We start from the raw sequence: 14292 nt of genomic DNA, 5'->3' as shown, positions 1-14292 counted from the left end.
AAGCCGGTATCTCGCGCTTTGTCATTTGCATGACCGGCCTATTGCTGGTATGAATGCTGCTGAAACGGTGTGTGATGCTGTGTTTGCGGGAATGAAGAAACATTAGCGTTTGCCATCGGTGCAGGCATGTGTCCGCTTACTTCCTGCTGAAGCTGATTGCACACATTCACGATTTGCTGGCATTTTTGAATGGCCGCTTCATGCCCCTGCAGCGCTTGCTGAATGGTATGAACGGCATGCTGTTCATGGTTAAGCATCTGCTGAAGCATTTGAATGTTTTGCTGTTCCTGCTGGAGCATTTGCTTGTACTGCTGACTGCTTTGCTGTGTCTGCTGAATAAGCTGCTGTGCTGTTTGGCGGCATTGCTGCAGCTGATTTCCGCTGTATTGGTTTTGATACATCATGAAGACCTCCTGGAGTGATTGATTTTACACATTTATCATGTGAAAGAATAGGAGAGGCATTCATGCAAGAAAAGGATTCAAATATTTACCTGTTATGTACAGAGCGGAATACAAGGCTCGGGATGGCCTGTCGAGCTTTGTATTCCGGCCCTTTTTCTCAGAAGCCGCCTTCTGTAGCGTGAAAAGGAATATTGAGTCTGTTTTCGACTGCGCGCAGGCGCTGATTCAAACGGTTTAAGCGGCGGGTATGGATTTCAATGGACTGGCTCAGCCGTCTGATCTGCTCATTCATACGCGTGATTTCCCGGTTTTGGCGCTGGTCTTCTTGTGAGAGGCGGGTGAGCTCTCTCGTTTGCTCGGCGTTTTGTCTTTCAAGCTGGGCGACTCTCCGTTCTAAACCTGTCGGCTGCCGCTCTTCGGACTGAGGGGGCGCATAATAATAGCTTTCCTGCTGCTGATACGGCTCATACTCAACGTGGTTCACTTCGTATTCCTGCTGCTGAGGGAAATAGGCAGGCGGGGTGTAGTACTGATATGGGTTCATTCATCATTCTCCTTATCTAGTGAAGTCTTTATACACTATGTAGTCAATTGCACAGTGCCACGGCATCCGCCTAAGTTACAGGCGTAAAAAAGCTTCAAAGGAAGGTGATCATGTTGCGGAACATACGGATTTTCATCATGACGGTTCTTGTTTTCGGATGCGTCATGATAACAGGCTGCTCGCAAAAGAAAGCAGACGAACCCCCTTTTTATTACGGGACATGGGATGCGGGGCTGAAACCGGGCCCGATGGACGGGGTCAGATCTGAAACCGTCACGTTTACGAAAGACAGCGTGCTGACAAAGCAGGTCATTCAAGGCCGCGGCGAGGTTGCCATGCCCTCAGATGTGTACAAGGTGATCTCTCAGAACACGGACGGGACGATCGAGATTGAATACCTCGGACATCCGCACCCCGTCAAAAGCACGTTGAAAAGAGGAAAAAACGATACGCTCATTTGGAAGATATACGGAGAAACAAAGACAATGACAAGAATAAAAACCGGCGGGGAGGATGCACATGAGAAATAAGGCTGCCGACAGACTCGTTTTGACGGGTGTCATCGTACATATCATTCAATGGTTTTCACTGTTATGGTTATTTTTTATGCTTTTTGATCAGTTCGGGCGTTTTACCATTTACAATCCCAATGTCGTAAACGGAAGCATGCAGTCTTTTTCATTCTTTGATATGATGCGCGCTCTTCTGTTTTCCGGCACGCTGCGGAATACGCTCCTGCTGTTTCTGTTTGCGGCGCTGCTCATTTACTTGTGGGTGAACGCTCTGTTTATCCTGCTGGAAATCGTTTCTTATATCATGATCAGGCGGAACAGCCGTTCATTATGGGCATACTTTCCCGCAGCGATGGGAATAAAGCTTGCCCTTCTGGACATAGCGGCCATCCCTTTCTTTGCGGCGGGGCTGATGCTCTTGAAGCAGAAAACAGATGACGGCGGCGAACAAGCTGACAAGGGGAAAAGACGGCCCCGCATCCGGAGGCAGGCCCGGTATACGAAGAGAAGGCGGAGAAACTTGTCTGTTTGATTTTTCATTGAAACGAAAAAACGATATGATGAAAGAATAAGAAGAAAAGGATACAAAGGAGATGCAGGATGTACAAGTTAATCGCAATAGATATGGACGGAACACTACTAAACGATCATCATGAAGTGACGGCTGAAGTCCGCGGGGCGCTTGATGCCGCCAAAGCGGAAGGGGTCAATATCGTCCTGTGCACGGGCCGGCCGATCGGCGGCGTGCGTCGGTATTTGGAAGAGCTGAACTTACAGGAAGAAGGCGACTTTGTGATTGCCTATAACGGCGCACTCGTCCAAAATACGTATACAAACGGTATCGTGGCCGAGCAGTCATTAGGCTTTGAAGATTTGAAGTCGCTTTACGAGCTGAGCTTACAGCTGGATACTCCGATGCATTACTTTGACACAGCCAATCTGTACACGCCGAACCGGGATATCAGTGAATACACGGTATACGAATCATACATTACGAAAGTGCCGCTTCATTTCCGCACGATCGATGAAGTGCCGAAGGATATTCTGATTCCGAAAGTCATGTTCATTGACGATCCGGACAAGCTGGAGAAAGCGATCGCTTCCATTCCGGAATCATTCAAGGAAACATACACAATGGTCAAAAGCGCGCCATTCTTCCATGAGATTCTTCACCCGAAAGTCAGTAAAGGAAACGCGGTCAAGCTGCTGGCCGAAAAACTCGGCATTGAACAGAAAGACGTCATGGCAATCGGCGATAACGGCAACGACATGTCCATGATTCAGTGGGCCGGCTGCGGTGTGGCAATGGCCAATGCCATCCCGGAAGTAAGGGAGATTGCTGATTTTGAAACGAAATCAAATAACGAACACGGCGTGGCGCATGCGATTCAGGAGCTTGTGCTGAAAAAATAGGCACCCCATCAGAGGGTGCTTTTTTACCGCGTGTTTTGGTGATATGATAAGCGGAGAGGGGAGGCGCGACATGGATCGTGAAAAACAGCAGCTCAGCATAGAAGCGGCAAAACTATATTATCAATCAGATTACAGCCAGCAGCAGATCGCCGAACGGCTTGATCTGTCACGCCCCACCGTTTCAAGGCTGCTTCAGTACGCAAAGGAAAAAGGGTATGTTCAAATTCGCGTCATGGACCCGTTTGAGGATCTGGACGAACTCGGCGCAAAGCTGGAAGAAAAATACGGGCTGCTTGAGGCGCACGTCGTCTTTTCTCCAAGTGACGATTACCAGGCCATTACACATTACTTAAGCCGCTATGGCGCAGACTATATGCATAAAACCGTAAAGGACGGCGATATACTCGGCGTAAGCTGGGGGACGACGATGTACCAGATCGCAAGCCGCATGGAGCCGAAGCAGGTAAAGAGCGTTGAAGTCGTGCAGCTGAAAGGCGGCATCAGTCATTCCAATGTCAATACGTACTCGTCTGAAACGATTCAGCTGTTCGCCGAAGCATTTCAGACGATGCCGAGGTATTTGCCGCTGCCGGTTATATTTGACAGCGCCGATGTGAAACAGATGGTCGAGCGGGACAGACATATTAAGCGGATCATTGAAATGGGCAGACAAGCCAATATCGCCCTGTTTACGGTCGGAACCGTCCGGGATGAGGCGCTGCTTTTCAGACTCGGCTATTTCCGGGAAGAAGAGAAACAATTGCTGAAAGCACGCGGAGTCGGCGATATTTGTTCGCGCTTTTTTGACGAGGAAGGCAGGATTTGCAGCAGCAGCATTAACGGCAGGACGATCGGAGTCGAGCTAAGCGACTTGAAAATGAAAGAGCGTTCGATTCTGGTGGCGGGCGGCAGCAGAAAATGCAAGGCCATTCACGGTGCCCTGAAAGGAAAGTACGCCAACGTTTTGATTACCGATCAGCATACGGCCAAAAAACTCATTCAAGAATTGTGACAATTCATGAACATAATTTCAATTACCAATTTACATATGTTCAAAATTCGGTTATTCTAAACGTATCCTAGGAAAAAGGAAGTGCATACAATGTCAATTGCAAGTCAAATAGACCATACTGCTTTGAAACCGCATACACAAAAAGCGGATATTTTACAACTGATAAAAGAAGCAAAAGAATATAAATTCGCTTCCGTTTGTGTAAACCCGACTTGGGTCAAACTCGCAGCGGAGGAACTGAAAGGCACTGGAGTTGACGTTTGCACCGTTATCGGATTTCCTCTCGGCGCAACGACATCGGAAACAAAAGCATTTGAAACGAAGGATGCCATCTCAAAAGGGGCAACTGAGGTTGACATGGTCATCAATATCGGCGCATTAAAAGACGGCGATGATGAAGCGGTTGAAGCTGATATCCGCGCGGTAGTTGAAGCAGCTGATAAAAAAGCGCTCGTCAAAGTGATCATCGAAACATGCCTTTTGACAGATGAAGAAAAAGAGCGCGCGTGCCGCTTGGCGGTATCCGCAGGCGCCGATTTCGTCAAAACGTCTACCGGTTTTTCTACAGGCGGGGCAACGGCTGAAGACATTGCTCTCATGAGAAAAACAGTCGGACCGGACATCGGGGTCAAAGCATCAGGCGGCATCAGAACAAAAGCTGATGTTGACAGCATGATCGCTGCGGGCGCGAGCCGGATCGGCGCAAGTGCGGGCGTCTCTATCGTGAGCGGCGGAGACAGCGGCAGCAGCGACTATTAATCAGCAGTGCGGAAGCCGAAAGCTTCCGCCATCCTCTTTCTTTGTTGATGCATAAAAAATTGTAAGCGAATACAAATAAAAGGAGAACACATATGAAGTATCTCATCGGAATTATCGGAATCATTGTGTTTTTAGGTCTTGCCTGGCTTGCCAGCAACGGCAAAAAAAGAATCAGAATCCGGCCGATCGCCGTCATGCTGGTGCTGCAGCTGATTCTCGGTTATATTCTCCTCAACACCGGTATCGGGAATTTTCTTGTCGGCGGTTTTGCAAAAGGATTTAACTACTTGCTGGAATATGCATCAGAAGGGATTAACTTTGTATTCGGCGGGCTTGTGAATGCGAAACAGACGACGTTCTTCATGAGCGTGCTTCTGCCGATCGTCTTTATATCCGCTTTAATCGGAATTCTGCAGCATTGGAAGGTCCTCCCCTTCATCACGAAGTATATCGGTCTTGCGTTAAGCAAGGTGAACGGAATGGGGAAAATCGAATCTTACAACGCTGTCGCATCCGCGATTTTAGGGCAATCAGAAGTCTTTATCAGTTTGAAAAAACAGCTCGGTTATCTTACTGAACAGCGCTTATATACGCTTTGCGCATCCGCAATGTCGACGGTCTCAATGTCGATCGTCGGTTCTTACATGATGATGCTGAAGCCTGAATACGTCGTGACGGCGCTTGTGCTGAACTTATTCGGCGGATTTATCATCGCTTCTATCATCAACCCGTACACCGTCAGCAAAGAAGAGGATTTGATCGTCGTTCCTGAAGAAGAAAAGCAATCCTTTTTTGAAGTGCTCGGTGAGTATATAATGGATGGATTCAGAGTCGCCGTCGTCGTAGCGGCGATGCTGATCGGATTTGTCGCACTCATTGCTCTGGTCAACGGCGTTTTTAATGCGGTCTTCGGCATTACATTCCAGGCGCTGCTCGGATATGTATTCGCGCCGTTTGCGTTTTTAACCGGTATTCCGTGGAATGAAGCGGTGAGCGCCGGAAGCATTATGGCGACGAAAATGGTATCGAATGAATTTGTGGCGATGCAGACGCTCTCGTCCGGTGATTTCCATTTCAGTGCGCATACACAGGCAGTGGTATCTGTATTCCTTGTCTCATTCGCGAATTTCTCCTCTATCGGAATCATTACCGGTGCGGTGAAAGGGCTGCATGAAAAACAAGGAAACGTCGTCGCGCGGTTCGGGCTGAAGCTGCTGTACGGCGCAACGCTCGTCAGCTTCCTGACAGCGGCGATCGTCGGATTGATTCACTGAACATAAATGAAGGACAGGTGATAGATCATGAGAATGGTAGATCTTATTGTAAAAAAACAAAATGGAAAAGAACTGACAACAGAAGAAATTCAATTTTTCGTAAAAGGATACACGGACGGAAGCATCCCTGATTATCAGGCAAGCGCGCTGGCTATGGCGATTTACTTTCAGGATATGACGGATCAGGAGCGCGCCGATCTGACAATGGCGATGGTGAATTCAGGGGAAACGATTGATCTCTCCGCCATTGAAGGCATTAAGGTCGACAAGCACTCTACGGGCGGGGTCGGCGACACGACAACTCTCGTACTCGCACCGCTCGTCGCGGCGCTCGGCGTTCCCGTCGCTAAAATGTCCGGCCGCGGTCTTGGCCATACGGGGGGAACCATTGATAAGCTGGAAGCGATCGAAGGCTTCCACGTGGAATTGTCAAAAGATGAATTCATCAAGCTTGTGAACCGCGACAAGGTAGCCGTCATCGGACAAAGCGGCAATTTGACGCCTGCCGATAAAAAGCTGTATGCGCTGCGTGATGTAACGGGTACGGTGAACTCCATCCCGCTGATCGCAAGCTCAATTATGAGTAAAAAAATCGCCGCCGGAGCAGATGCCATCGTGCTTGACGTCAAAACGGGCGCGGGCGCGTTTATGAAAACGGATGAAGACGCCGTGAACCTCGCCAAAGCAATGGTCCGCATCGGAAACAACGTCGGCCGCCAGACGATGGCCGTGATTTCTGACATGTCGCAGCCGCTCGGTTTTGCGATCGGGAATGCCCTGGAAGTACAAGAAGCCATTGATACATTAAGAGGGGAAGGCCCTGAAGACTTAAACGAACTCGTCCTCACGCTCGGCAGCCAAATGGTCGTATTGGCGAAAAAAGCTGAGACATTGGAAGAAGCGAGAACGAAGCTGCAGGAAGTCATGAAAAACGGCAAAGCGCTTGAAAAGTTCAAAGAGTTCCTGAGCAATCAGGGAGGAGACGCTTCTGTCGTTGACGATCCCTCCAAACTTCCACAGGCGGCGTACAAAATTGACGTTCCGGCAAAAGAAGCGGGTGTCGTTTCAGAAATCGTCGCTGACGAAATCGGCGTCGCAGCGATGCTGTTGGGCGCGGGACGTGCGACAAAAGAGGACGAAATCGATCTTGCCGTCGGCATTATGCTCCGCAAAAAAGTCGGTGACAACGTCGAAAAAGGCGAGCCGCTCGTCACCCTTTACGCCAACCGCGACAACGTTGACGACGTGACCGCCAAAGTCTATGACAACATCCGCATCTCAGAAAAAGCGGAAGCGCCGAAACTGATTCATACGCTGATTACGGAATAAGAGAAGAAAGGCACATACCTCATCAGTATGTGCCTTTTTTTATGGCATGGTTTTATCCAAATGAATGTCACGGACGGATTGTTTCGGCTGTTTCTTTCTCAAAAAACGAATGAGATAGCACAGGATCATACAAGGAATTCCGCAGAAGAGGGCGATTCTTTGATTGGGATCAAATGCAAGGCCTACGCATGAAGCGAAACATAAGATCACAGCGGCGATCGGAACGAGAGGGTATAACGGTGTGCGGAAGGTCAGATCCGAGACGCGTCCGCCGTTTTTCACATAATGTTTTCGAAATAACAGCTGAGACAGGGCGATGCTCATCCACACCACGACGCCGGCAAATCCGGCTATTGCCACAAGCACCACGTAGACCGTGCCCGGGGCGGCGATGCTTGAGATCAAGGATATGCAGGAAACGGCCATGCTGGCGAGCAGGGCATTCAGCGGAATGCCTTTTGGCGTGACTTTTTTGAACCGGGCGCTGATCATGTTTTCATTCGCAAGAGACCACAGCATCCGGGTGGAAGCATACAGTCCGGAGTTGGCGACCGAAAGCAAAGCCGTTAAAATCACGAAGTTCATGATATCTGCGGCGTATGGGATACCGATTTGGGAAAAGACCGCGACAAACGGACTTTCAATCACACCGGCTTCCTTCCAGGAGATCAGTCCGGACAGCACAAAAATGGCGCCGATAAAAAAGATGACCGTTCTCCAGGCGACATTCCGGATCGAACGCGGAATATCTTTTGCCGGATTGGCGGTTTCACCCGCTGTAATTCCGATCAGCTCCGTCCCTGAAAAGGCAAAGCTTACGGAAATCATTGCGATGAAAACCGCAAGAAAGCCGTTCGGAAACAGTCCGCCGTGCGAGGTGAAATTCGACAGCATCGGAGCTTCACCCGAACCGTGCAATGAAATCAAACCGAACATCGCGGCGCCGCCTAAGATAATAAATAAAAGGATGGTAACGATTTTGACGCTGGAAAACCAAAACTCTGTTTCTGCAAACAATTTAACGGAGAATGCATTGGCGGCAAAAAGGAGAGCCGCGAAAATCGCGCTCCACATCCAGACGCTGCTGTGGGGAAACCAGCGCTGCATGAGGATACCGGAAGCTGTAAACTCCGATCCTACCGTCACCACCCAATTCACCCAATACATGATACCGACCATAAAACCCGTGGACGGCCCGATAAACGTTGTCGCATACGTTTGAAATGAACCGGTCACAGGCATGGCTACTGACAATTCTCCGAGACACTGCATGACAAGATACATCATCAAGCCCCCGATCAGGTAAGCGGCGATCGTCCCGCCCGGCCCGGCCTGGCTCAATGTATACCCTGTGCTCAAAAACAGCCCCGTGCCGATGACTCCTCCCAATGAAATCATAAATAAGTGCCTGCTTTTCATCGTGCGCTTTAGTTGATTGCCGCCTTGATCAACATCCATCGTGATCTCCCCCTTTTTGCGTGGCGTGAGAATCTTCCGGCAGCCGAGAGCACGCGTGCCGGATTTGACTTTAACGTGACAATTTAAATCCCTTTAATGCATGTAAAATGACGTGTGCGGCTGCCCGGCTTGTCATATCGCGAAAATCAAGTGTCGGATCAACCTCAACGATCTCAATACCCGAGATGTCAGCCTCACTGGCTAAAAACCGGACCGCCTGAAGCAGTTCTTCGGTATACAGGCCTCCGGGGCCGATCGCGGGGCAGCCGGGCGCATGAGCTTGATCCAGCACATCCATATCAACCGAAATAAAGATGGCGTCGGCTCTTTTTTGAACGGCCGGCAAGACCTCTTGTATCGTTCGGAGGAGCCCTTTCTCCCGGATCATCTCCATTGTATGCACGTCTGCCTGCCGCTCTTTTACATATTGTTCGTATGCCAAGCTGTTGCTGAACTCCCTGATCCCAAGCTGAATCAGGTTTTGTCCGCTTATGATATTTTCATCTAACAGCCGGCGGAATGGCGTGCCGTTTGTCGGTCCTCCGTCTTCTGTGTTGCGGACGTCGTGGTGGGCATCGAATTGAAACACGGCCGTTGTTCCTTTCGTTTCCGCAATGGCTTTAATGGTGGAATAACTGATGGAGTTGTCGCCGCCGAGAATGACGGGCACCCAGTCAGGCTGGTCCGTCAGAATGTCATGAATGGTCCGATAAATGTGTTCATGAGATTTAACGACATCCGTGACGTGAATCTGAATATCGCCGATATCGTACAGATGGTTAATGACATGCTCCCGCAGCTCCGCGGAATAAGCGGAAATCCCGCCGAGCGCCCGGCGGATCGCACCGGGTGCAAAGCAGGCGCCGGAATGGCTGATTGACGACTTAGAAAGCGGAACGCCGATCAAAGCCGGCCCTTTGATCGTTTGTCCCGCCCACGCTTCCGTCACATCGCCGATCCTTGTCACATGGCGGTCGTTGAAGAGGGAGCCGGCTTTTTGCAGAAACGGATACTTATCCAAGAGCGGCTCCCTCCCTTGAGACAACCGTCTTTCCGTTCTTGATGACACGGTGTACATGATTGACGCCGTAATGATACGGGATATACATGTAATTCGGCGCTTCCCAAATGACAATGTCAGCCGCCCGTCCGGCTTTAATTTGTCCGGCCTCTTCGCCTTTTCCGATCGCATACGCGGCATTAACGGTGACGGCGTGCCAGATTTCTTCTGCGGTCATTTTTAAATGAAGCGCGGCAATCGACATAATGAGCTGGAGATTTTCCGTCGGTGAGCTGCCCGGGTTGAAGTCAGTCGCCAAACTGACCCGTACGCCCGCATCAATCATCTCCCGGGCTCTCGCATAAGTGTGTTTGCCGAGATAGAAAGTCGTGCCCGGCAGCAGGACGGCGATTGTTCCGGACGCCGCTAGCTTTTCGATGCCTTCGTCAGACGCCCCCACCAAATGATCGGCAGAAACAGCATGCAGTTCTGCCGCCAATTCCGCGCCGCCGAGCGGGTCAATCTCATCAGCATGGATTTTCAGGCCGAAACCGGCTTCAGACGCCTTTTTCAGGTAGTTCCGTGACTGGCTGACGGTAAAGACGCCTGTTTCTGTGAAAATATCGGCAAATTGCGCGAGGCCTTTTTCTTTTATTTCAGGCAAAAGCTGCAGCATGCGATTCAGAAATTCGTCAGGGCTGTTCCGGTACTCAGGCGGAATGGCGTGTGCCCCCATAAAAGTTGTGACAAGGTCAACCGGCTGGCGTTCGCCCAGTTTTTTCGCCGCGGTCAGCTGTTTCAGCTCCGTGTCTTTGTCGAGTCCGTAGCCGCTTTTTACTTCTGCCGTCGTGATGCCGTATGACAGCATGCGTCCGAGGTGAAAAAGCCCTTTTTCAATCAGTTCTTCTTCGGAAGCGGCTTTCGTGTCTTTGACCGTTGACAAAATACCGCCGCCTTGCGCCAGAATATCCAAATAGGACATGCCCTGAATTTTTAAATTCAGTTCTTTTTCCCGGGACCCTCCGAATACAAGATGGGTATGGGGATCGACGAGGCCGGGGGTGACGAGCCGTCCCCCGCAGTCGATGATGTCTCTTGCCTCGTATCCTTCCTCCGCTCCTTGATGTCCGGCAAAAACAATGCGCCCGTCGGAAATGCCGATGACGGCATCTTCCGTGACACGAAGATCCTGCATGCTTCCGCCTGATCGGGGGCCGCCGGATTCCATCGTCAGCAGCTGGCCGATGTTGGTGAGTATGGTATCTATTTGTTTCGGCATGTTACCGCTCCTTTTTCATCGGTATCATAATGTCTTGTTCCTCGGCGACTTGAGCCGCTTTTTCATAACCTGCGTCCGCATGGCGGATGATGCCCATTCCCGGATCGCTTGTCAGAACGCGGGAAAGCCGCTGTTCCGCAAGGATGCTGCCGTCAGCGACCGCGACCATTCCCGCGTGAAGGGAATACCCCATCCCGACGCCCCCGCCGTGGTGAAAAGAAACCCAGCTTGCGCCTGAGGCCGTGTTGATCAGCGCGTTCAGCACCGCCCAATCGCCGACCGCGTCGCTTCCGTCTTTCATCGCTTCTGTTTCCCGATTCGGAGAGGCGACAGATCCGCAGTCTAAATGGTCTCTTCCGATGACGATCGGGGCTTTCAGCTCGCCGTTTCTGACCAATTCATTGATGGCGAGCCCCATCTTTTCCCGTTCACCGTAGCCGAGCCAGCAAATACGGGACGGCAGGCCTTGGAATGTGACTTTTTTCTGTGCCATGTCAATCCAGCGGTGAAGGGCTTGATTTTCGGGAAACAGCTCTTTTAATAAAGCGTCAGTGCGGTATATATCTTCAGGGTCTCCCGACAGCGCAGCCCAGCGGAACGGCCCTTTTCCTTCACAAAATAAAGGCCGGATGTAGGCGGGAACGAATCCCGGAAAATCAAAAGCATCGGCGAGACCCTCATCTTTGGCAGCCTGGCGGATATTGTTGCCGTAATCAAAGACGACGGCACCTTTTTTCTTGAAGGCGAGCATGGCTTCCACATGCTTTTTCATACTCTGCTTGGAAAGCCTTACGTATAATTCAGGCTGATCCCGGCGCAGGCGGTCGGCCTCTTCAAGTGAGTATCCTGCCGGAATATAGCCGATCAGCGGGTCGTGAGCGGAAGTCTGATCGGTCACGATGTCAATATGGACGCCGCGGTTCAAAAGCTCATGATGCACCTCAGCCGCATTACCGAGAAGGCCGATCGATAAAGGCTCTCCGGCTTGTCTGGCTGCTTCGGCCCAGCGCAGCGCTTCGTCAATTGATGCGGTTTTACGGTCGCAATAGTTTGTTTCAATGCGTTTATCAATCCGTGTTTCATCCGCTTCAACGGCGATGACGACGCCATCATTCATCGTGACGGACAGCGGCTGGGCGCCTCCCATTCCGCCAAGTCCGGCCGTCAGCGTAAGGGTTCCTTTCAGACTGCCGCCGAAATGCTGTCTCGCAAGCTCCGCAAAGGTTTCATAGGTGCCCTGCAAAATACCTTGTGAGCCGATATAAATCCAGCTGCCGGCCGTCATCTGCCCGTACATCATCAGCCCTTTTTTCTCAAGGTCATGGAAATGCTCCCAATCCGCCCATTTCGGCACGAGAACCGAATTAGCCAGCAGGACGCGGGGCGCGCGGCTGTGCGTGCGGAACAGTCCGACCGGTTTTCCGGATTGGATCAGCAGTGTTTCATCATCTTTTAACATTTTGAGGGAACGCTCAATCGCGTGAAAAGCATCCCAGTTTCGTGCGGCCTTGCCTATGCCGCCGTATACGATCAGATCCTCCGGCTTTTCGGCAACCTCCGGGTCAAGGTTGTTTCGGAGCATGCGGAGCACGGCTTCCTGCTCCCATCCTAAGCATTCAAGTTCGGTGCCGCGGCCGGCGCGGATTGATTTCTTTACATCAGTCATCTTGTAAGTCCCCCTTCATTGGTCATCAGTTTTTGGTGATGCTCATTCGGCAGAAAAGACTCCTTCTTCAGCCAGTCACTCAGATGCTCGATGTCATAAGAAAACACGCGGTCTTCTTGTATGGACGGCACGATGTTTCTCATTTCGTGATAGAGCTGTTTTGTGTACGAGGCGCAATGTTCCGCACCCCGGTACTCCACGGCCTGCAGCGCGCAAATGGCTTCAACGGCAAGCACCCGTCTCGTATTCGCAATGATCTGGTAGGCGTGCCTTGAGGCGATGGTTCCCATGCTGACGTGATCCTCCTGGTTTGCCGATGAAGGAATGGAATCGACACTGGCGGGATGGGCCAGGGTTTTATTTTCTGACACGAGGGAGGCCGCCGCATATTGCATGATCATCGCTCCGGATTGTAAGCCGGGCTGAGGGCTCAGAAAAGGCGGCAGGTCATTCAGCTGCGGATTCACAAGCCGTTCGATCCGGCGTTCAGAAATATTCGCAAGCTCGGCCGCCGCCACTTTGAGAAAATCCATGGCAAAGGCGATCGGCTGTCCGTGAAAGTTTCCGCCTGAGATGATTTTGGCGCCGTCTTCGAAAATGAGCGGGTTATCTGTCGCGGCATTCATCTCAATTTCTAATTTTTCTTTTACATACGCTAATGTCTGCCATGATGCGCCGTGGACTTGAGGAATACAGCGGATCGAATAGGCGTCCTGGACACGCAGCTCCCCTTGGACGGTCGTCAGCTTGCTGTCTGACAAGTAATAGCGGATTCGCTCTGCGACATCCATCTGTTCCTGATAACCGCGGGCGGCATGAATGTCCTCGTCAAACGCATCGATAATACCCTGAAGGCCTTCGATCGTTAAGCTCGCGATCCGTTCCGACTGATAGGCCAGTTTTTCGGCTTCTAGGTAAGCGATCAGCCCCATCGCGGTCATGGCCTGCGTTCCGTTGATCAGCGCGAGCCCTTCCTTAGAGGTCAGGACGGCCGGCTGAAGGTTTGTCTGTTCTAAAGCATGAGCTGTCGGCATCCGGGCCCCTTCGTAAAAGACTTCGCCTTGACCGATAAGCGCCAGTGCGAGATGAGAAAGCGGCGCCAAATCTCCGCTCGCCCCCAGTGACCCTTGCTGCGGGATGACCGGGTGAATGCGATGATTGAGATACGCGAGCAGTTGATCAATCAGCTCAGTCCGCACGCCGGAAAAGCCTTTCAGCAGGGCATTGGCGCGCAAAAGCAGCATGGCCCGCGATACAGATTCCGGAAACGGATCACCGACGCCGCACGCGTGAGAAAGAATCAGATTCAGCTGCAGATCCGCGGCGTCTTCTTTTTGAATCAGCACATCGCTGAACTTGCCGAATCCCGTCGTAATCCCGTAAATGGTCTTCTCTTCCTGAACGATCCGTTCAACCGCCGCCCTGCTTTTTTTCACACGTTCCATGCTTTCGGCAGATGCTTGAACCTCTTCAAAATCAAACAGCACACGCTGGGCATCTGCGGTTGTCAGTGAGGAACCGTCTAACGTCACCATCATTTCAACCCCTTTTCCTTTACTTTGGTAAAGCGCCCATACAAAAAGGAGCTATGCCATGAAAATGATATTTCACGCATAGCCCCCTATCATCTGAAATCTATGGG

Annotated in this window: 14 protein-coding genes; 7 read left to right on the top strand and 7 right to left on the bottom strand. The window is 51.2% G+C overall.

Features of this window, described 5'->3' with window-relative positions:
• Positions 1-38 precede the first annotated feature (38 nt).
• Both NQS30_RS16930 and NQS30_RS16925 read right to left on the bottom strand, forming a co-directional pair.
• The gene (locus tag NQS30_RS16930; RefSeq protein WP_007407823.1) at positions 39-401 is read right to left on the bottom strand and encodes a hypothetical protein; all 363 of its coding nucleotides are present in this window, start codon (positions 399-401) and stop codon (positions 39-41) included.
• A gap of 160 nt (positions 402-561) precedes the next feature.
• The gene (locus NQS30_RS16925; protein ID WP_032867907.1) at positions 562-948 is read right to left on the bottom strand and encodes a hypothetical protein; all 387 of its coding nucleotides are present in this window, start codon (positions 946-948) and stop codon (positions 562-564) included.
• Positions 949-1058: 110 nt separating this feature from the next.
• Between NQS30_RS16925 and NQS30_RS16920 the strand changes: the two genes are divergently transcribed.
• From NQS30_RS16920 to NQS30_RS16890, 7 genes are all read left to right on the top strand, one after another.
• The gene (locus NQS30_RS16920) at positions 1059-1478 is read left to right on the top strand and encodes a lipocalin family protein (RefSeq protein WP_025285528.1); all 420 of its coding nucleotides are present in this window, start codon (positions 1059-1061) and stop codon (positions 1476-1478) included.
• Positions 1468-1992 carry a hypothetical protein gene (locus NQS30_RS16915; RefSeq protein ID WP_032867905.1) on the top strand — a complete coding sequence of 175 codons (525 nt, stop codon included), beginning with the start codon at positions 1468-1470 and terminating at the stop codon, positions 1990-1992. The genes NQS30_RS16920 and NQS30_RS16915 overlap by 11 nt, the downstream gene beginning before the upstream one ends.
• A 68-nt stretch (positions 1993-2060) precedes the next feature.
• Entirely contained in the window at positions 2061-2873 is an 813-nt protein-coding gene (yidA, locus tag NQS30_RS16910) for a sugar-phosphatase (RefSeq protein WP_122504288.1), read from the top strand.
• 70 nt (positions 2874-2943) lie between these two features.
• Entirely contained in the window at positions 2944-3885 is a 942-nt protein-coding gene (locus NQS30_RS16905) for a DNA-binding transcriptional repressor DeoR (RefSeq protein WP_007407818.1), read from the top strand.
• A gap of 90 nt (positions 3886-3975) precedes the next feature.
• The gene (gene deoC / locus NQS30_RS16900) at positions 3976-4644 is read left to right on the top strand and encodes a deoxyribose-phosphate aldolase (protein WP_004393277.1); all 669 of its coding nucleotides are present in this window, start codon (positions 3976-3978) and stop codon (positions 4642-4644) included.
• Between the two features lie 92 nt (positions 4645-4736).
• Positions 4737-5918 carry a NupC/NupG family nucleoside CNT transporter gene (locus NQS30_RS16895; protein WP_004393280.1) on the top strand — a complete coding sequence of 394 codons (1182 nt, stop codon included), beginning with the start codon at positions 4737-4739 and terminating at the stop codon, positions 5916-5918.
• 27 nt (positions 5919-5945) lie between these two features.
• Complete coding sequence (locus tag NQS30_RS16890) at positions 5946-7247, top strand: pyrimidine-nucleoside phosphorylase (protein ID WP_025285525.1); 1302 nt, start codon at positions 5946-5948, stop codon at positions 7245-7247.
• 39 nt (positions 7248-7286) lie between these two features.
• Here NQS30_RS16890 and NQS30_RS16885 read toward each other — a convergent pair whose 3' ends face one another.
• The 5 genes from NQS30_RS16885 to hutH form a co-directional block, all read right to left on the bottom strand.
• Positions 7287-8705: an amino acid permease gene (locus tag NQS30_RS16885; protein WP_007407815.1), complete on the bottom strand. Its 1419-nt coding sequence runs from the start codon at positions 8703-8705 to the stop codon at positions 7287-7289.
• Between the two features lie 70 nt (positions 8706-8775).
• On the bottom strand, positions 8776-9726 hold the full coding sequence (gene hutG, locus NQS30_RS16880) for a formimidoylglutamase (RefSeq protein WP_043020884.1): 951 nt from the start codon (positions 9724-9726) through the stop codon (positions 8776-8778).
• Positions 9719-10984, bottom strand: a complete 1266-nt coding sequence (hutI, locus tag NQS30_RS16875) for an imidazolonepropionase (protein ID WP_043020885.1) — start codon at positions 10982-10984, stop codon at positions 9719-9721. Before hutI ends, hutG begins: the two co-directional genes overlap by 8 nt.
• Before the next feature lies 1 nt (position 10985).
• Positions 10986-12650 (bottom strand): urocanate hydratase, encoded by a 1665-nt coding sequence (gene hutU / locus NQS30_RS16870; protein ID WP_012118819.1) that lies wholly within the window; start codon positions 12648-12650, stop codon positions 10986-10988.
• The gene (gene hutH, locus NQS30_RS16865; protein ID WP_039063838.1) at positions 12647-14185 is read right to left on the bottom strand and encodes a histidine ammonia-lyase; all 1539 of its coding nucleotides are present in this window, start codon (positions 14183-14185) and stop codon (positions 12647-12649) included. The genes hutU and hutH overlap by 4 nt, the downstream gene beginning before the upstream one ends.
• Between the last annotated feature and the right edge of the window lie 107 nt (positions 14186-14292).

Origin of the sequence: Bacillus sp. B1(2022) (assembly GCF_040259625.1) — a bacterium.
GTDB classification, from domain to species: domain Bacteria; phylum Bacillota; class Bacilli; order Bacillales; family Bacillaceae; genus Bacillus; species Bacillus velezensis.
Note: the sequence above shows the minus strand (reverse complement) of the source record. Positions and strands in the feature narration are given on the sequence as shown.